This window comes from Serinibacter salmoneus (genome assembly GCF_002563925.1).
Lineage (GTDB): Bacteria > Actinomycetota > Actinomycetes > Actinomycetales > Beutenbergiaceae > Serinibacter > Serinibacter salmoneus.
In genome coordinates this window covers 1,348,533-1,366,423 of sequence record NZ_PDJD01000001.1, presented here as the reverse complement: position 1 = coordinate 1,366,423, position 17,891 = coordinate 1,348,533, and the positions used below count along the sequence as shown (strand labels likewise).

Annotated in this window: 20 protein-coding genes; all 20 read right to left on the bottom strand. The window is 72.0% G+C overall.

Annotated features, from left to right (window positions below; all coding sequences use genetic code 11):
• Window positions 1-17: 17 nt before the first annotated feature.
• Complete coding sequence (gene coaBC / locus ATL40_RS05975; protein ID WP_098468739.1) at window positions 18-1,238, bottom strand: bifunctional phosphopantothenoylcysteine decarboxylase/phosphopantothenate--cysteine ligase CoaBC; 1,221 nt, start codon at window positions 1,236-1,238, stop codon at window positions 18-20.
• A gap of 17 nt (window positions 1,239-1,255) precedes the next feature.
• Window positions 1,256-1,519 (bottom strand): DNA-directed RNA polymerase subunit omega, encoded by a 264-nt coding sequence (gene rpoZ, locus ATL40_RS05970; protein WP_098468738.1) that lies wholly within the window; start codon window positions 1,517-1,519, stop codon window positions 1,256-1,258.
• Window positions 1,520-1,553: 34 nt separating this feature from the next.
• Window positions 1,554-2,117: a guanylate kinase gene (gmk, locus tag ATL40_RS05965; protein ID WP_098468737.1), complete on the bottom strand. Its 564-nt coding sequence runs from the start codon at window positions 2,115-2,117 to the stop codon at window positions 1,554-1,556.
• Window positions 2,114-2,425 (bottom strand): integration host factor, actinobacterial type, encoded by a 312-nt coding sequence (gene mihF / locus ATL40_RS05960; RefSeq protein WP_098468736.1) that lies wholly within the window; start codon window positions 2,423-2,425, stop codon window positions 2,114-2,116. The genes gmk and mihF overlap by 4 nt, the downstream gene beginning before the upstream one ends.
• Window positions 2,426-2,528: 103 nt before the next feature.
• Window positions 2,529-3,386: a tyrosine-protein phosphatase gene (locus tag ATL40_RS05955; RefSeq protein ID WP_169925888.1), complete on the bottom strand. Its 858-nt coding sequence runs from the start codon at window positions 3,384-3,386 to the stop codon at window positions 2,529-2,531.
• Window positions 3,383-4,258, bottom strand: a complete 876-nt coding sequence (pyrF, locus tag ATL40_RS05950; RefSeq protein WP_098468734.1) for an orotidine-5'-phosphate decarboxylase — start codon at window positions 4,256-4,258, stop codon at window positions 3,383-3,385. The genes ATL40_RS05955 and pyrF overlap by 4 nt, the downstream gene beginning before the upstream one ends.
• Complete coding sequence (gene carB / locus ATL40_RS05945) at window positions 4,255-7,560, bottom strand: carbamoyl-phosphate synthase large subunit (RefSeq protein ID WP_098468733.1); 3,306 nt, start codon at window positions 7,558-7,560, stop codon at window positions 4,255-4,257. Before carB ends, pyrF begins: the two co-directional genes overlap by 4 nt.
• Window positions 7,560-8,744, bottom strand: a complete 1,185-nt coding sequence (carA, locus tag ATL40_RS05940; protein WP_098468732.1) for a glutamine-hydrolyzing carbamoyl-phosphate synthase small subunit — start codon at window positions 8,742-8,744, stop codon at window positions 7,560-7,562. Before carA ends, carB begins: the two co-directional genes overlap by 1 nt.
• Window positions 8,741-9,241 carry a PH-like domain-containing protein gene (locus tag ATL40_RS05935; protein ID WP_098468731.1) on the bottom strand — a complete coding sequence of 167 codons (501 nt, stop codon included), beginning with the start codon at window positions 9,239-9,241 and terminating at the stop codon, window positions 8,741-8,743. The genes carA and ATL40_RS05935 overlap by 4 nt, the downstream gene beginning before the upstream one ends.
• Window positions 9,238-10,545: a dihydroorotase gene (locus tag ATL40_RS05930; protein WP_098468730.1), complete on the bottom strand. Its 1,308-nt coding sequence runs from the start codon at window positions 10,543-10,545 to the stop codon at window positions 9,238-9,240. Before ATL40_RS05930 ends, ATL40_RS05935 begins: the two co-directional genes overlap by 4 nt.
• On the bottom strand, window positions 10,545-11,492 hold the full coding sequence (locus tag ATL40_RS05925) for an aspartate carbamoyltransferase catalytic subunit (RefSeq protein WP_098468729.1): 948 nt from the start codon (window positions 11,490-11,492) through the stop codon (window positions 10,545-10,547). The genes ATL40_RS05930 and ATL40_RS05925 overlap by 1 nt, the downstream gene beginning before the upstream one ends.
• Entirely contained in the window at window positions 11,489-12,097 is a 609-nt protein-coding gene (gene pyrR, locus ATL40_RS05920; RefSeq protein ID WP_098468728.1) for a bifunctional pyr operon transcriptional regulator/uracil phosphoribosyltransferase PyrR, read from the bottom strand. Before pyrR ends, ATL40_RS05925 begins: the two co-directional genes overlap by 4 nt.
• Before the next feature lie 69 nt (window positions 12,098-12,166).
• Window positions 12,167-12,622 carry a transcription antitermination factor NusB gene (gene nusB / locus ATL40_RS05915; RefSeq protein ID WP_098468727.1) on the bottom strand — a complete coding sequence of 152 codons (456 nt, stop codon included), beginning with the start codon at window positions 12,620-12,622 and terminating at the stop codon, window positions 12,167-12,169.
• 7 nt (window positions 12,623-12,629) lie between these two features.
• Window positions 12,630-13,187, bottom strand: coding sequence for an elongation factor P (gene efp / locus ATL40_RS05910; protein WP_098468726.1), 558 nt, complete (start codon window positions 13,185-13,187; stop codon window positions 12,630-12,632).
• 78 nt (window positions 13,188-13,265) lie between these two features.
• A complete protein-coding gene (locus tag ATL40_RS05905; protein ID WP_098468725.1) occupies window positions 13,266-13,694 on the bottom strand; it encodes a hypothetical protein in 429 nt (142 codons plus the stop codon).
• A 24-nt stretch (window positions 13,695-13,718) separates the two neighbouring features.
• On the bottom strand, window positions 13,719-14,285 hold the full coding sequence (locus ATL40_RS05900; protein WP_098468724.1) for a hypothetical protein: 567 nt from the start codon (window positions 14,283-14,285) through the stop codon (window positions 13,719-13,721).
• Between the two features lie 81 nt (window positions 14,286-14,366).
• Complete coding sequence (gene aroB, locus ATL40_RS05895; protein ID WP_098468723.1) at window positions 14,367-15,464, bottom strand: 3-dehydroquinate synthase; 1,098 nt, start codon at window positions 15,462-15,464, stop codon at window positions 14,367-14,369.
• A complete protein-coding gene (locus ATL40_RS05890) occupies window positions 15,461-15,991 on the bottom strand; it encodes a shikimate kinase (protein WP_098468722.1) in 531 nt (176 codons plus the stop codon). The genes aroB and ATL40_RS05890 overlap by 4 nt, the downstream gene beginning before the upstream one ends.
• Window positions 15,988-17,175, bottom strand: a complete 1,188-nt coding sequence (gene aroC / locus ATL40_RS05885) for a chorismate synthase (RefSeq protein WP_098468721.1) — start codon at window positions 17,173-17,175, stop codon at window positions 15,988-15,990. The genes ATL40_RS05890 and aroC overlap by 4 nt, the downstream gene beginning before the upstream one ends.
• A gap of 43 nt (window positions 17,176-17,218) precedes the next feature.
• A complete protein-coding gene (locus ATL40_RS05880; protein WP_143556875.1) occupies window positions 17,219-17,887 on the bottom strand; it encodes a prepilin peptidase in 669 nt (222 codons plus the stop codon).
• Window positions 17,888-17,891 lie beyond the last annotated feature (4 nt).

The window sequence follows — 17,891 nt, the reverse complement described above, 5'->3', positions numbered from 1 at the left end:
CACGGAGGCTTCTCGCGCTATGCGGACCGTCTCAGGATGAGGTCGGCGACGTGAGACACCAGCGCCGCGGCGACCTCCTCCTTGCTGCCCTCACTGCTTCCGACGAGGTCCCCCGCGGCATCCAGCACCGTGAGGGCATTCGGCACATCCCCGAAGCCACGATCATGCCCGACGGCGTTGACCGCCAGGAGGTCGGCGCCCTTGCGCCTGGCCTTGGCACGGCCGTGCTCCAGGGGGTCGGAGTCGGCATCCCCGGTCTCGGCGGCGAACCCGACGATCACCTGACCCGCGCGCCGGCCGGACACGAGCCCGGCGAGGATGTCGGGGTTCTCCACCAGCTCCAGCGTGAGTCCACCGCCGGTCTTCTTCAGTTTGTGCTCGCTCCCGGTCGCGGGCCGGTAGTCCGCGACGGCGGCGGCCATCACCACGATGTCGCTCGCAGCGGCGCGCGTGGCCATCGCCTCGGCGAGGTCCGCCGTGGAGACGACCTCCACGACGGCGTGGCGGCCCCCGTGCACCGCGGGTGCCACGTTGGCGGCCACCAGGGTGACCTGCGCGCCACGCGCCGCGAGGGCATCGGCCACGGCCACGCCCTGGCGCCCGGAGGACCGGTTGCCGAGGTATCGCACCGGGTCGATCGCCTCCCGGGTCCCCCCGGCGCTCACCACGGCGCGAAGACCAGCAAGATCCTGCGGCGGCGAGGACGGTTCGACGGCGCCCACCAACTCCAGGGCGGCCCGTGCGATGGCCTCGGGTTCGGGCAGGCGTCCGGGACCCGTGTCCGCGCCGGTGAGCCGGCCGGAGTCGGGATCCAGCACGTGCACACCGCGTGAGCGCAGGGTCGCCACGTTCGCCACGGTGGCCGGGTGCAGCCACATCTCGGTGTGCATCGCCGGCGCCAGCAGCACCGGGCAGGTCACCGTGAGCAGCGTGGTGGTCAGGAGGTCATCGGCGGCGCCACTCGCGGCCCGCGCGAGCAGGTCCGCGGTGGCCGGCGCCACGATCACGAGGTCGGCTGAGCGCCCCAGGGCGACATGCTCCACCCCCGCCGCGCCGGTGAAGACGTCGGTGTGGGCGGTGTGGCCCGAGAGGGCCTCCCACGTGGCGGCACCGACGAACCTCAGCGACGCCTGCGTGGGGATGACGTGCACATCGTGCCCCGCCTCGGTCAGCGACCGCAGCAGCAACGCCGCCTTGTATGCGGCGATGCCGCCGGTCACGCCGAGCAGGATGCGCACGAGGTGTCAGGAGTGGATCAGGCGTCGATCTGCTGGATGTCCAGCAGGCCCTTGTTGATCTCGCGCATCGCGATGGACAGCGGCTTCTCCTGCGGGCGGGTCTCCACCAGCGGGCCCACGTACTCCAGCAGGCCCTCGTGGAGCTGCGCGTAGTAGGCGTTGATCTGACGTGCACGCTTGGAGGCGTACAGCACGAGCGCGTACTTGGAGTCGGCGACCTCCAGCAGCTCGTCGATGGGCGGGTCGGTGATGCCCTCGGGGGCAGCGACGGAACCAGACAATGGTGCTCCTTCAGCGGGTGGACAAACGAGCAGTCTACTCGGTCATGAGGTGGGCGAGTTCCTCCGCCGCGCGGGCGACGTCGTCGTTCACGATCACGTGATCGAACTCCGGCTCAGCCGCGAGCTCCACCCGGGCGGTGGCCAGGCGGCGTTCACGCTCTTCGGCGTCCTCCGTGCCACGCCCCACGAGGCGGTGCACCAACTCCTCCCAACTGGGCGGGGCGAGGAAGACGAACCGGGCGTCCGGCATGGTGCGCCGCACCTGACGTGCACCCTGCAGGTCGATTTCCAGCAGCGTCGGCGTGCCAGCGGCCAGGCGCTCGGCGACCGGGGACCGGGGGGTGCCGTACCGATGCCGGCCGTGCACCACCGCCCACTCCAGCAGGTCGCCGGAGACCTCCAGTGCGTCGAACTGCTCCTCGGACAGGAATCGGTAGTGCACGCCGTCGACCTCACCGGGGCGGGGTGCCCGGGTGGTGGCGGAGACGGACAACCACACCTCGGGGTGCTGGGCACGGATGGCGGCCGAGACCGTGCCCTTCCCCACCGCGGTGGGGCCGGCGAGAACGGTCAGGCGGGCGGGGCTGCGGCCGCTCACCCGAACCGCGCGATCAGCGCCTCGCGCTGGTGATGCCCCAGGCCGCGCACCCTGCGGGTCTCGGCGATGCCGACCTCGGACATGATGGCCGACGCGCGAACCGGTCCCACGCCGGGCAGGGACTCCAGCAACGCACTCACCTTCAGCTTCCCGATGGCCTCATCATGCTCGGCTGCCTCCAGCACGCTGGACAGAGACGCGCCCGCGTACTTGAGGCGGTTCTTCACCTCGGCGCGCCTGGTGCGGGCCTCGGCCGCCTTGGCCAGCGCCTGGGCGCGTTCCTCGGGAGTGAGTTTCGGTAGTGCCACGGGAGTCTCTCCTGCCTGTGTGCAAGGTCCGGTAGTGCAACGTATCGGGACGGGCATCCAGGGGGCAACGGCGCAGGGGGGCGATGCGTCCTAGCGGGAGAGCCTACCGTGTCAAACGCTGTGCAACGCGCGCACGGGTCTGCTCGCTCACGCCGGCTGCCTCCAGGACACCGGCGAGGTCCCCGAACTGCCCCAGCGCCGCCGTACGTGCCGCCTGCAGGTACTCCACATCCACCCCGCGCAGCGGCGCCAGGGCCGCCGCATCGATCCCGGGCACGGTTGCGACCTCGCCCTGCTGATCGGCGGCGTGGTTGGAGTAGAGGTAGTCGCGGGTGACGGCGTCCGGGTCGGCGCCGGCCACCAGGCCGGCGAGCGCGACGGCCAGGCCCGTGCGGTCCTTGCCTGCCGAGCAGTGCACCAGGACGGCGCCCTCGGCCTGCGCGATCACCTCGAGGGTGGCGCCGAGCTGCCGCAGCGACGGCCCATCCGTGACGATGGAGACGTAGGTCTGCTCCATGAACTGCAGCATCAGTTCCCGCGGGTCCCCCTGCTGCAGCATCGCCGCGAACTGGCTCATGGCGTCGGCCATCGAGGACTGGGCGCCCGCGTCACCCTGGGCGATCGCCCCAGCGAGTTGGCCGCCGGCGGAGATGGGCAACTGGTGCACCGTGACCCCCGCGGGGACCCGGTCGGCCCCGTTGGCCGCCACCTCGCGCGGATCGCGCAGGTCGACGACGTCGCTCACCCCGAGCTCGAGCAGGCGTTCCTGCCCGGCCGTGGTCAGCTCGAACAGCGCCGAGGAGCGCAGCAGCACCCCGGGCGCGGTGCCCGCCAGCGTCGCGGAGTCACGATCGTTCCAGGCCCCCTCCAGGCCCAGCGCAGGTACGGCTCCCGCGGGTGCGCCGTGGTCCTCGTGCCTCGGATCCGAGGCCTCGCTGGTGGTGCTGGGCTGGGTGGTCATGCCATCTCCGTTCGTGCGGCGTCGGCCGCGGCGGCCAGGGCCGCGGCATCGGGTCCCGCCGCGAGCACGGCGCGGGAGATGGACGGCAGGGTCCATCGCCACGCGTCGCCCACCACGGCGTGCAATGAGCCTACGTCGCCACCCTGCGCGCCGACACCCGGGGCGAGGATGGGCCCGTTCAGCCCCACCAGGTCCACGCCCCCGCGGCGCGCGGCATCCCCGATCGTGGCGCCCACCACGAGACCCACACTGCCGGGGGCGTTGCCTCCCGCCTGGGCCGCGTTGTACGCCGCGGCCTGCTGGGCGATGTCCGCGGCGGTGCTCACCCCGTCCTGCGCGCGGGCCAGTTGCACCCGCTCCCCGTCGGGGTTCGAGGTCAGGCACAGCAGGAACACCCCGCGCCCATGCGCCAGGGCCGTCTCGATCGCCGGTGCCACCGCGCCCACCCCGAGGTAGGGCGAGAGCGTCACGGCGTCCCCGGCCAGCGGCGACCCCTCGGTGCAGTACGCGTCCGCGTACCCCTGCATCGTCGAGCCGATGTCCCCGCGCTTGGCGTCCACGATGCTCACCACCTCGGCCGCGCGGGCCGCCGCGATGACCTCCTCCAGGGCGGCGAGCCCGGCGCTGCCGTAGCGTTCGAAGAACGCCACCTGGGGCTTGACGGCCGCCACCCGCGTGGCCAGCGCCTCGATCACCCGCAGCCCGAAGTCCCGGGCGCCGATCGCCGTCGTCGGCAGCCCCCACGCCCGCAGCAGCGGCGGGTGCGGGTCGATCCCCACCACCACGCGGCCGCGTGAGTCCATAGCGCCCGCCAGTCGTTCCCCGAACGTGGGCCCCTCGGGCGCCAGGGACAGGGCGTCGTCGAGCCTCATCGGACCCTGCGCGGCACGTCGAAGGACTGCAGCGAGGCCACCCCGAACGGACCGCGGCGCAGCGCCTCGATCGCGAGCACGGCCACCGCGAACTGCTGGATCGTGGTGACGATCGGTTTGTCCGCCGTGGTGGTCGCCGTGCGGATGTCGTACCCGTCCGCGCGGGCACCCTGACCGTTGGGGGTGTTGACCACCATGTCGATCCGGCCGGTCTCGATGAGGTCGAGCACGGTGGGCTCCCCGTCCGGTCCGCGACCGTCGGAGGCCTTGCGCACCGTGCGTGAGGCGATGCCGTAGCGCCGCAGCACGTCCGCGGTCCCGGCCGTCGCGAGCACGTCGAACCCGAGTTCCACCAGGCGGGCCACCGGGAACACGATCGAGCGCTTGTCCCGGTCGGCCACCGAGACGAACACCGTGCCGGTGCTCGGCAGCCCGCCGTAGGCGGCCGCCTGCGACTTCGCGAAGGCGAGCGGCACGTCCACGTCGAAACCCATCACCTCACCGGTGGAGCGCATCTCCGGGCCCAGGATGGTGTCCACGCTGGTGCCGTCGGTGGTGCGGAACCGCTTGAACGGCAGCACCGCCTCCTTCACCGCGATCGGGGCATCCGGCGGCAGATGCGTGCCGTCCTGCTCGGGCAGGACTCCGCGCGAGCGCAGCGAGGCGATGGACTCCCCCGCCATGACCAGCGAGGCGGCGCGCGCGATCGGCACACCGGTGGCCTTCGCCACGAACGGCACGGTGCGCGAGGCGCGCGGGTTGGCCTCCAGCACGTACAGCACGTCCGAGGACAGCGCGTACTGCACGTTGATCAGGCCGCGCACGCCCACCCCGCGGGCGATGGCCTCGGTGGAGGCGGCGATCCGCTCCAGCTCCTTGCGGGAGAGGGTCACCGGCGGCAGCACGCACGCGGAGTCACCGGAGTGGATCCCGGCCTCCTCGATGTGCTCCATGATCCCGCCCACGAACAGTTCCTCGCCGTCGAAGATGGCGTCGATGTCGATCTCGATCGCCTCGTCCAGGAACCGGTCGATGAGCACCGGGGAGTCGAACACCTCCGCCTCGTCCCCGTGGATCGGGGTGGCGCGGCGCACGTAGTCGGCGAGCTGCTCGGCGTCGTAGACGATCTCCATGCCCCGGCCGCCCAGCACGTAGCTGGGCCGCACCAGCACGGGGTACCCCACGCCGTCGGCCACCTCCAGGGCCTGCGGCAGCGAGGTGGCGGTGCCGAACGCGGGTGCGGGCAGCCCCGCGGCCACCAGCACACCCCCGAAGCTGCCGCGGTCCTCGGCGGCGTCGATCGCCTCGGGCGGGGTGCCCCAGATCGGCAGGCCGGCGGCGGCCAGGTCGGCGGCCAGACCGAGCGGGGTCTGCCCCCCGAGCTGCACGATGATCCCGGCTACCGGGCCCACGGCGAGCTCGGCCTCGTAGACGGCCAGCACGTCCTCCAGGGTGAGGGGCTCGAAGTACAGCCGGTCGGCCGTGTCGTAGTCCGTGGAGACCGTCTCCGGGTTGCAGTTGACCATGACGGTCTCGTAGGTGTCCTTCAGCGCGAGGGCCGCGTGGACGCAGGAGTAGTCGAACTCGATGCCCTGCCCGATCCGGTTCGGGCCCGACCCGAGGATCAGCACGGCCGGGCGGTCGCGCGGTTGCACCTCGGTCTCGGCGTCGTAGCTGGAGTAGTGGTAGGGGGTGCGTGCCTCGAACTCCGCCGCGCAGGTGTCCACCGTCTTGTACACCGGCGCGAGCCCGTAGGCGCGGCGCACCTCGCGCACCGTGGCCTCCTCCAGGTGGCGGATCTGGGCGATCTGGGCGTCGGAGAAGCCGTGCCGCTTGGCGCGGCGCAGCACCTCGGGTCCGAGCGCGTCCACGGCCTGCAGCTCCTCGGCGATCTCCTGCAGGAGAAAGAGCTGGTCCAGGAACCACCGGTCGATGCGGGTGGCCTCGTACAGCTCCTCCAGCGTGGCACCGCCGCGGATCGCCTGCTGCACCTGCTGCAGCCGCGCCTCGGTCGGCGTCGCGCTCGCCTCGATGAGCGCGGCGGTCTGCTCGGCGTCGGGCTTCGGACCCCTCCAGTGCAAGCCCACCCCGCCCTTGTCGATCGAGCGCAGCGCCTTGTTCAGCGCCTCGGTGAAGTTGCGGCCGATCGCCATCGCCTCACCCACCGACTTCATGGTGGTGGTCAGCCGGGGATCGGCGGCGGGGAACTTCTCGAAGGCGAACCGGGGCACCTTGACCACCACGTAGTCCAGCGTCGGCTCGAAGCTGGCCGGGGTGGAGCCGGTGATGTCGTTCGGGATCTCGTCCAGCGTGTAACCGATCGCCAGGCGGGCGGCGATCTTGGCGATCGGGAAGCCCGTGGCCTTGGAGGCCAACGCCGAGGAGCGCGAGACGCGTGGGTTCATCTCGATGACGACCACCCGGCCGGTCTCGGGCTGCACCGCGAACTGCACGTTGCAGCCGCCGGTGTCCACCCCGACCTCGCGGATCACGGCGATGCCGACGTCACGCAGCTTCTGGTACTCCCGGTCCGTCAGGGTCATCGCGGGGGCCACGGTGATGGAGTCCCCGGTGTGCACGCCGACCGGGTCCACGTTCTCGATGGAGCAGACGACCACCACGTTGTCGTGCCGGTCCCGCATCAGCTCGAGTTCGTACTCCTTCCACCCCAGGATGGACTCCTCCAGGAGCACCTCGGTGGTCGGGGAGTAGTGCAGGCCGGCGCCCGCGATGCTGCGCAGCTCCGCCTCGTCGAACGCGATCCCGGAGCCGAGGCCGCCCATGGTGAAGGAGGGACGCACCACGAGGGGGTAGCCCAGGTCCTCGGCGGCGGCGAGCACCTCCTCCATGCTGTGGCAGATGGAGCTGCGGGCGGACTCGGCGCCGCAGCGCTCCACCACGCCCTTGAAGGCCTCACGGTCCTCGGCGAGGTTGATCGAGGCGATGTTCGCGCCGATGAGCTCCACGCCGTGCTCGGCGAGCACCCCCGCCTCGTCCAGGGCGATGGCGGCGTTCAGCGCCGTCTGCCCGCCCAGGGTGGGCAGCAGTGCGTCCGGCTTCTCGGTCTCGATGATCCGGGTGAGCACCTCGGGCGTGATGGGCTCGATGTAGGTTGCATCCGCGAACTCCGGGTCGGTCATGATCGTGGCCGGGTTGGAGTTGACCAGGATGACCCGCAGTCCCTCCTCGCGCAGCACGCGGCAGGCCTGCGTCCCGGAGTAGTCGAACTCCGCGGCCTGGCCGATGACGATCGGGCCGGACCCGACCACGAGGACCGAGTTCAGGTCGGTGCGGCGGGGCATCAGGCGTTCTCCTTCGCGGGGGTGGCGGAGCGGGACGTGATCATGTCGACGAACCGGTCGAAGAGGTAGGCGGCATCGTGCGGGCCGGCCGCCGCCTCGGGGTGGTACTGCACGGAGAAGGCCGGGATGTCCAGGCACGCCAGGCCCTCGACCACCTGGTCGTTCAGGCCCACGTGGGAGACGATCACCCGCCCGTAGCGCGCATCGTGCGGGGCGATGGTCTCCTGCCCGAGCGGGGCGTCGACGGCGAAGCCGTGGTTGTGGGCGGTGATCTCCACCTTGCCGGTGGTGACGTCCTGCACCGGCTGGTTCACGCCGCGGTGGCCGAAGGTCAGCTTGTAGGTGCCGAACCCGAGGGCGCGGCCCAGGATCTGGTTGCCGAAGCAGATACCGAAGTAGGGGATGCCGGCGTCCAGCACCTCACGCAGGCGCGCGACCTCAGCCTCGGCCGCCTGCGGGTCGCCGGGCCCGTTGGAGAAGAACACCCCGTCCGGGCGGTGGGCGGCGATGTCGGCGAACGAACCCCCAGCGGGGATCACCACCACCCGCAGGCCGCGCTCGGCCAGACGGGTGGGGGTCATGTCCTTGATGCCGAGGTCGACGGCCACCACCGTGGCGACCGGCTCGCTCCACTGGCCGATGGGCTCCACGACGTAGGGCTCGGGGGTCGTGACCTGGGAGGCCAGCGCCGCCCCGGCCATCGGCGGTGCGCTACGCACCCGCTCCAGCAGGGTGGCCAGCCGCGCCTCGCCGACCGTCTCGGGCAGCGCGTCACCGGAGAAGATGCCCGCGCGCATGGCGCCGGCCGAGCGCAGGTGCCGGGTCAGGGCGCGGGTGTCGACCTCGCTGATCCCGACGATGCCGCCGGCGATCAGGTCCTCCTCCAGGGTGGTCCGTGCGCGCCAGTTGGAGGGTCGCCGGGCGGGGTCACGCACCACGAAGCCGGCCACCCAGATCGCCCGGGACTCCGGGTCCTGCGGGTTCATGCCGGTGTTCCCGACGTGCGGGGCCGTCATCACCACGATCTGGCGGTGGTAGCTGGGGTCGGTGAGGGTCTCCTGGTAGCCGGTCATCCCGGTGTTGAAGACGATCTCGCCGAGGGTCTCACCGCGGGCGCCCCAGGCGCGTCCGATGTAGTGCGTGCCGTCCTCGAGGACGAGGATCGCGGGGGTCTCGTGCGTCATGCTGCGTCCTTCGTGTGGTGCGTGAGGGTGTTCACGGCGGAGATGAGGGGGTCGACCTGGTCGGGGTGGCGCAGGCGCAGGCCGGTGTCGACGTCGACCTCACCGCCCCGCCAGCGGATCACCACGATGCCGCCGCGACCTGTGACCTTCCCGGCGATGCCGTCCTCCCGGCGGGCCCCGCGCAGGTCGTCCTCGCCGATGACCACGTCACCGGCGCGACCGCGGCGCAGCGCGAGGCCGCGGGTACCGACCTGCACCGTCACCGGTGAGCGGGCGCCGAGACCGTCCGCGGTGATCCGCTCCAGCCACTGACCGGCGATCGTGGAGGAGACGTACACGCCGACGGCGCTCAGCGAGATATCCCCGATCTCGCCGGCGTGCTCGGCCTGCAGCCCGGTGCCGGTGCGGGCGGCGCGGCGACGCCAGCCCCACCACATCGCGGCCAGCGCGAGCAGCGCGAGTACGACGACGATGGCGACCCCGACCCAGCGGCTCACGCGGCGGCCACCACACCGTCGCGGACCGTGGCCCGGCCACGCAGGAAGGTCCAGCGCACCGCGCCGGGCAGTTCCAGGCCCCGGTAGGGCGAGTTGCGGCTGCGGCTGACGTGCTCGGCGGGCGTGACCACCCGACGGGCGGCGGGATCCACGAGCGTGAGGTTCGCCGGCTCACCGGCAGCCACCTCTCGACCCTGGTCCTCGACCCTCCCGATCCGCGCTGGCGTGTGGGACATCACTCGGGCGACGTCGGCCCAGGTGAGGATGCCGGTCTCGACCATGACCTGCTGCACCACCGAGAGGGCGGTCTCCAGGCCGGTCATCCCGAAGGAGGCCGCGGCCCACTCGCAGTCCTTGTCCTGCCCGGCATGCGGGGCATGATCGGTGGCCACGATGTCGATCGTGCCGTCCGCCAGACCCGCCCGGACCGCCTCGACGTCACGCTGGGTGCGCAGCGGCGGGTTCACCTTGTACACCGGGTCGTAACTGCGCGCGAGCTCGTCGGTGAGCAGCAGGTGGTGCGGCGTGACCTCCGCGGTCACGCCGATCCCGCGGGCCTTGGCCCACCGGATGATCTCGACCGAACCGGCGGTCGAGAGGTGCTGCACGTGCAGCCGGCCGCCCACGTGCTCGGCGAGCAGCACGTCCCGAGCGATGATCGACTCCTCCGCGACGGCGGGCCAGCCGGCCAGGCCGATCTGGGCGGAGACGTCGCCCTCGTGCATCTGGGCGCCCACGGTCAGCCGCGGCTCCTGCGCGTGCTGGGCGACCACGCCGTCGAACGCCTTGGTGTACTCCAGCGCCCGGCGCATCAGCACCGGGTCCCACACGCAGATCCCGTCGTCGGAGAAGACCCGCACCCGGGCCGCGGAGGAGGCCATCGCGCCGAGTTCGGCCAGCCGCTCCCCCGCCAGGCCCACGGTCACGGCGCCCACCGGGTGCACGTCCGCCATCGCGGCGTCGCGGCCGATCCGCCACACCTGCTCCACCACGCCGGCGGTGTCGGCGACCGGGGAGGTGTTGGCCATCGCGAACACGGCGGTGAACCCGCCCGCGGCCGCCGCCGCGGTACCGGTGGCGATGGTCTCGGTGTCCTCCCGGCCCGGTTCGCGCAGGTGGGTGTGCAGGTCCACGAGGCCCGGCAGCAGCACGAGGCCGTCGGCATCGATGGTCTCGATGTCCGCCTCCGCTGCGGCGCGCTCGCGGGCGGCGGCCCCGCGGGCGGTGATCGTCTCACCCTGGATCAGGACGTCGTCCGCGCCCTCGCCGAGCACGTCGGCGCCGGCGATCAGGTACCCGCTCATCACTCCTCCATCCCCTGCTCGCCCTGGGCGAGCAGTGTGTACAGCACGGCCATACGCACCGAGACCCCGTTGGCGACCTGCTCCACCACGGTGCAGCGCGGGGAGTCGGCCGCCTCGGCGGAGATCTCCAGGCCACGGTTCATCGGCCCGGGGTGCAGCACGATCGCGTGCTCGGGCAGCGCCGCCACCCGCAGGGCGTCCAGGCCGTAGCGGCGCGCGTACTCCCGCTCGGAGGGGAAGTAGCCGCTGGTCATCCGCTCGCGCTGCACCCGCAGCATCATGACGGCGTCCGGGCCCGCGGCAATCACGGCGTCCAGGTCGTAGGACACCGCGCAACGCCAGGTCTCCACGCCCACCGGCAGCAGGGTGGGAGGGGCCACGAGGGTCACCTGGGCGCCCAGGGTGGTGAGCAGTTCCACGTTCGAGCGCGCCACCCGGGAGTGCAGGATGTCGCCCACGATCACCACGTGCCGCCCGGCCAGGTCCCCGATGCCGGCGGAGAGGTGCCGGCGCAGCGTGAAGGCGTCCAGCAGCGCCTGGGTGGGGTGCTGGTGCGTGCCGTCGCCGGCGTTGATGACCGGGGTGTCGATCCATCCCGCGCTGGCGAGCCGGTGCGGCGCACCGGAGGCGGGATGGCGGACCACGACCGCGTCGGCGCCGATGGCCCGCAGGGTCTGCGCGGTGTCCTTCAGCGACTCCCCCTTGGAGACGCTGGAGCCCTTGGCGGAGAAGTTGATGACGTCGGCCGACAGCCGCTTCTCGGCCGCCTCGAAGGAGATCCGGGTGCGGGTGGAGTCCTCGAAGAACAGGTTCACCACGGTCAGGCCCCGCAGCGCCGGGAGCTTCTTGATCTGCCGGGACTGGGTCTGGGCCATCGACTCGGCGGTATCCAGCAGGGCGACGGCGCCGGCGTGGTCGAGGTCGGAACCGTTGAGCAGGTGCCTCATCGCGACTCCCCTTCCGTCCCGGCGATCGTGCGGGCGCTGATCGCGACGGCGTCCACGCCGTCGGTCTCCACCAGGCGCACCTGGACGCGCTCGCTGGTGGCGGTCGGGAGGTTCTTGCCCACGAAGTCCGCGCGGATCGGCAGTCGGCGGTGCCCGCGGTCCACCAGCGCCACCAGTTGCACGGCGCGGGGGCGGCCCAGGTCGGTCAGCGCGTCCAGCGCGGCCCGCACGGTGCGCCCGGAGTAGAGCACGTCGTCGACCAGCACCACGGTGCGCCCGTCGATACCGCCGGGCGGTTCGATGGTCGGGGTCAGGCCCCGTGTGGGGTGGCGGCGCAGGTCGTCGCGGTGCAGGGTGATGTCCAACTCGCCGACCGCGACCAGGGAGTCCACGCCGTCGGGCGACTTCCCCTCGGCGATCGCGATGCGCTCGGCCAGCCGGTGCGCCAGCGGCACCCCGCGGCGCGGGATGCCCATGAGGGCGACACCGTCCGCGCCGTGGTTGCGTTCCAGGATCTCGTGGGCGATGCGGGTCAGGGCACGAGAGATCTCGTGCTCGGTCAGCACCACCCGCTCGGCGGGGTCTCCCGCTGCGGTGGACGTCACGTCCGCTCCTTTCCCGCCTCTCTGGACGGAGTTAAAGGGATGTCGGTGCGCTGCACCCTCTGGCGCAGCCTAGTGTTCAGGGCCGTGCGGTGCCTCGGCTGTTCGCAGGGTGGGCGCCAGCCGCTGGAGCTGGCCCAGCAGGCCGTTGACGTAGCCCGGGGACTCGTCGGTGGACAGTTCGGAGGCCAGGTTCGTCGCCTGCTCCACGGCCACACCGTCGGGGATGTCGTCGTTGTACAGCAACTCCCAGACCCCCATCCGCAGGATGGAGCGGTCCACGGCGGGCATCCGGTCCAGGGTCCAGGCGGAGTAGGTGGCCAGCAACTCGTCGATGCGCTCGGCGTGCTCGTCGACTCCGAGCACGATCTGTGCGGCGTAGGTGCGCTGGGGCTTCAGGCCCGCGGGGTCGGCGAGCCGATCGGTCAGCGTGTCGCTGAGCGAGACCCGCTCACCGGCGCGCCGGCGCTGATCCACCTCGAAGAGCAGATCCAGGGCCCGACGGCGGTCCTTGCTTCGATCCGGCATGCGAGACTCAGGCGCGGCCGAGGTAGGCGCCGCTGCGCGTGTCGACCTTCACCTTGGTGCCCATCTCCACGAACAGCGGCACCTGGATCTCGGCGCCGGTCTCGATGGTGGCGGACTTGGTCCCGGCATTGGAGCGGTCGCCCTGGATGCCCGGTTCGGTGTAGGTGATCTCGAAGACGGCCGAGGCCGGCAGTTCCACGTAGATCGGGTTGCCCTCGTGCAGCGCCACGATCACCTCGGAATTCTCCAGCAGGTACTTGGCGGAGTCACCCACCAGCTCCTCGCTGAGATAGAACTGCTCGAAGTCACTGGAGTCCATGAACACGAACGACTCGCCGTCCTTGTACAGGTACTGCATGTCGCGCTTGTCCACGGTGGCCGTCTCGACCTTGAGGCCGGCGTTGAACGTCTTGTCCACGATCTTGCCGGAGAGCACGTTCTTCAGCTTGGTGCGCACGAACGCCGGGCCCTTGCCAGGCTTGACGTGCTGGAACTCCACCACGCTCCAGAGCTGGCCCTCGAGGTTGAGGACGAGGCCGTTCTTCAGGTCGTTCGTCGTTGCCACGCGTGATGTCCTTGTTCGTCTGGTGAGTGCGTCCGATGGACCTCATCCGCGCCGGTGGCACGGGTCCGAGGGGACATGTTACCCGCCGAGCAGGTTCAGACCCCAGCGACCCAGCGCGCCCAGGGCCGTCGCCCACAGCAGCGAGGCCAGGGTCCCGATGAGGAAGCGCTCCGAGATGGCCGCGGCGAGGTCGGCCGCCTCCCCGGTTCCCGAGGCGTCGGCTCGCTTGCCCGCGAGTTCCGGCAGCCGCCCCAGGCCCTTGACGGCGACGACCACGGCCACACCCTCCGGGTGCCCGAGCAGGATGGTACCGGTCACGGCGATGCGCTCCAGGACCCCGATCGTGGTACCACCTCGCAGCGCACGGGCCGCAGCGCCGGTCGCGGCCCGCTGCTCGCGGGAGTCGGCGAAGCGCAGCAGCGCCGAGACCAGGACCGAGCCACCGGCGGCGGAGATCGCCAGGCTGATCGCGGCGACGAGGCCGAGGAGGAGAGGCGTGTCGGTCACGGCGTCATCCTCGCATCAGGGCCGTCACGCCGCGTCCATGAGTTCCGCGAGCGCGTGCCGTGCCCGGACCTCGGTGTCCCACAGGGACGCACGACGGTGCCAGGAGACGGCCTGCGGGGTGATGTCCAGCGCCTTCGCCACATCCACCCCGGTCGCGCCGGTCTCCAGGAGATCGACGACCCGCCAGCTCGCCTCGCTGCGCTCACCGACCACGGCTGCCAGCAGGTGAAGGAGCGGTTCGAGCCGGCCGGACCGGGGGTCCTCGAGCGCGACGGGCACCGGGGGCCTGCGCCCCTTGGCGCGCTCGACGGCGGCGCGAGCGCGCACGAAGGCCGGACCGTCGCTGGCACGCGACTCCCCCGCCAGTCGGACCTCGCCACCCCCGATACCGACGCTCCACCGGCCGTCACGCACCAGCACCAGCGTGGCGCGCAGCGCATCGGCCGCCGTCGGCACCACGCCTTGGAGCTCGTCCCCGACGGTGCGGGTGAAGGGCAGTGTGGTGGGCACGGCGTCGAGGAGGTCCAGGGCCGCCGGCACCAGGTCGCTCCCCCGGCGCGAACCGATCTGATCCGCCGTGATCACCCACATGAGGAGGAGACTACCGCCCAACCGCCCCCACATCAAGGGGTACCGCTTTATCCAGTCCGATCACATGCTATCGCTTGATCTCTAGAGATCAATGCTACTGGCTTGATCCACCGCGACCTCGGCGTACGCTGCCGTCAGCAGAGTCGGATCGGGCCCCTCGAGCCGCGTCGGTCGGGCGACATCCTCCAGCACCACGAAGCGCAGCATGTCCCCGCGGGTCTTCTTGTCGCGCCGCATCGCCTCCAGCAGTCGCGGCCACCGATCGCCCCGGTAGGTGGTGGGCAGACCGAGGAGTTCCAGCACCGCACGGTGCCGCGCGACCACGTCCTCCGAGAGCCGCCCGGCCAGTCGCGCCAGCTCGGCCGCGTACACCATGCCCACGCTCACCGCCGCGCCGTGCCGCCAGGAGAAGCGCTCCGTGAATTCGATCGCGTGACCGAACGTGTGCCCGTAGTTGAGGATCTCCCGCAGCGAGGCCTCGCGCAGGTCCTGCGAGACCACGCTGGCCTTCACCGCCACCGATCGCTCCACGAGCTCGGCGAGCACGGCGCTGCCCGGTGTGCGGGCGCCGTCCGGATCGTTCTCGATGAGGGTGAGGATCTCCGGATCGGCGATGAACCCGCACTTGACGACCTCGGCGAGCCCGGCGACGAGGTCGTGGCGCGGCAGGGTCTCCAACGTGGAGAGGTCCGCCAGGACCCCGCGCGGGGAATGGAAGGAGCCCACGAGGTTCTTCCCCTCCGCGGTGTTGATGCCCGTCTTGCCGCCCACCGCGGCATCCACCATCGCCAGCAGCGTGGTGGGCACCTGGATCACCCGGATCCCCCGCAGCCAGGTCGCGGCCACGAAGCCGGCCAGATCGGTGGTCGCACCGCCGCCCAGCCCCACGATCGCGTCGCTGCGGGTGAAGTCCGCCTGCCCGAGCACGCCCCAGCAGAAGGCCGCGACCTGCGCGGTCTTTGCCTCCTCGGCGTCCGGCACCTCCGCGATGTAGGCCTCCAGGCCACCGGCGAGCAGGTCCTCCCGCATCGCCTCCGCCGTGGTGGCCAGAGCGTGCGGAGCCAGGATCAGCACGCGACGCACGTCACCACCGAGCAGGGGCGCGAGCTCGCCCAGCAGGGACGATCCGATCAGGACGTCGTAGGTGTGCTCGGCGGTCACCGTGATCCGGCGGGTCATACCTGTCCTTCCGTGATGAGCGTGACGATCTCGTGCGCGACCTGCTCCGCGCTGCGCTGGTCGGTGCTCACCGGCACAGCGCCCAGTTCCTCGTAGCGCGCCGCGGCCTGCTGTGCGAGCCTGGTCCACTGCGCGCGGGGATTACCGAGGAACACCGGGCGTGGCGCCGTGAAGGCCAGCCGCTCGGCCGCCGTCGCGAGCGAGACCGTGAGCTGGACCAGCACCGCGGTGCCGGCGCCCACGTGCTCGCGCACCGCGGCCGCCACCTCCTGGTCCTCCACGAGGCTGGTGCCCAGGTCCACCACCCCGCGGTGAGCGACCAACGCGTCCAGGGCGATGCGCACCTCGGTGGCGCGGAAGGTCTCCGCGCCGTGCGTGACATACGCCAGGGAGACGTCCTGCGTCCCCAGCGCCTCGGCCGTCGCCTGTTGCGTGGAGAGGGACTCCACGCCGAGCGCCTCGGCCGCGAGCCGCGCCACCACGGGCAGATCGGTGCCGGCCGGCCCCACCAGCAGGAGGTCCGTCATCGCATGGTCTCGGGGACGGACTCCAGGTACCCGCGCAGGTTGCGGGAACACTCCTGCACGCTGTCGCCCCCGACCTTCTCCAGCAGGGCCTGGGCGAGCACCAGCGCCACCATGGCCTCGGCCACGACGGCGGCCGGCGGCACCGCGCACACATCACTGCGCTGATGGATCGCCTTCGCCGCCTCACCCGAGGTGGTGTCCACCGTGTCCAGCGCCCGGGGCACCGTGGAGATCGGCTTCATGGCGGCGCGCACGCGCAGCACCTCGCCGTTCGTCATGCCCCCCTCCAGCCCGCCGGCGCGGTTGGTCCGACGGCGGATCACCCCGTGGGGATCACGCTCGATCTCGTCGTGTGCGAGCGATCCTCGACGACGAGCGGTCATGAAACCGTCCCCGACCTCCACGCCCTTCATCGCCTGGATCCCCATCAGCACCCCGGCGAGGCGCGCGTCCAACCGACGATCGGACTGGACGTAGGACCCCAGGCCCGGCGGCAGACCATAGGCGAGGACCTCGACCACACCGCCCAGGGTGTCCCCGGCCTTCTGGCAGTCGTCGATCTCGGCCACCATGGCGGCCGAGGTCTCCGGGTGCGCGCATCGCACCGGGTCGGCATCCAGCGCCGCGACGTCGTCAGGGCCCGGGAGCGGCGCGTCCTGCGGCACCGCCACGGGCCCGATACCGACCACGTGGGAGACCAGCCGCACCCCGGCGATCTGCTCCAGCAGGTGCGCAGCGACCACGCCGAGCGCCACCCGCGCCGCGGTCTCCCGCGCGCTGGCCCGCTCCAGCACGGGCCGCGCCTCCTCGAAGGCGTACTTCGTCATGCCCACCAGATCTGCATGGCCAGGCCGCGGACGGGTGAGCGCGGCGGCGCGAGCACCGGTGAGGGCCTCCGGGTCGACCGGGTCCGCGGACATCACCCGTTCCCACTTGGGCCACTCGGTGTTGCCGATCTGGACGGCCACGGGACCACCCTGGGTGCGGCCGTGGCGCACGCCCCCGAGCAGGGTCACCTGGTCCTGCTCGAACTTCATCCGCGCTCCGCGGCCGTAGCCGAGGCGGCGCCGGGCCAGCGCGGCGGTCAGGTCCGAGGTCGTCACCTCGACCCCGCTGGGAACACCCTCGATCACTGCCACGAGCGCCGGTCCATGGGACTCACCGGCCGTCAACCATCTGAGCATGATGCCGATCCTCCCACGTTCCCCCGTCCTCGTCCGCGCGTGTTCACCACACGGGCATCGTCAGGGCCGCGAGCGTTCCCGCGAGCAGGACGGGGCCGAACGGGATCGCCGTGCCCCGGCTCGCCTGCCCGAGTACCAGCAGCACGAGCGCGGTCACGCCACCGGTCAGGAAGGCCAGCGCGAGCGCCAGCACCGGGGCGGTGATCGAGAACGCGCCGGTGACGACGGCGAGGGCACCGGCGAGCTTGACATCGCCGAAACCCAGGCCGGGCGGGTAGAGCCACGCGAGTGCCGCCAACAATGACCAGGTCCCGGCGCTCGCCACGACGGCCCGCAGCAGGGTCTCGAGGTCCTGCTGGGCCAGGCAGCCGAGGGCGACCAGCACGATGCCGGCCACCCAGCCCCGGAGCACCAGCACGTCGGGAAGACGGTGCGCCGCGAGATCGACGAGGCAGGCGGCCGCCGCGGTCGCCACGATCACCAGGCAGCCGAGCGCCGCCCACCCGAGCGCCGGCACCACCGTCAGGGCCGAGAGACCCGTGGTCGCACCGGTCAGCAGGGGCGCCCAGGGGCGGCGCAGGTACCAGGGCGCCGGCCGTGCGTGGGCGAGTCCCGCCATGCGGGCGGCACCGACCCAGACGGCGAGCGCGCTCAGTACCGCAGCGGCCACCGCCACAATGATCGACACCGAGACCGATTCCGACGCCGTCATCGTG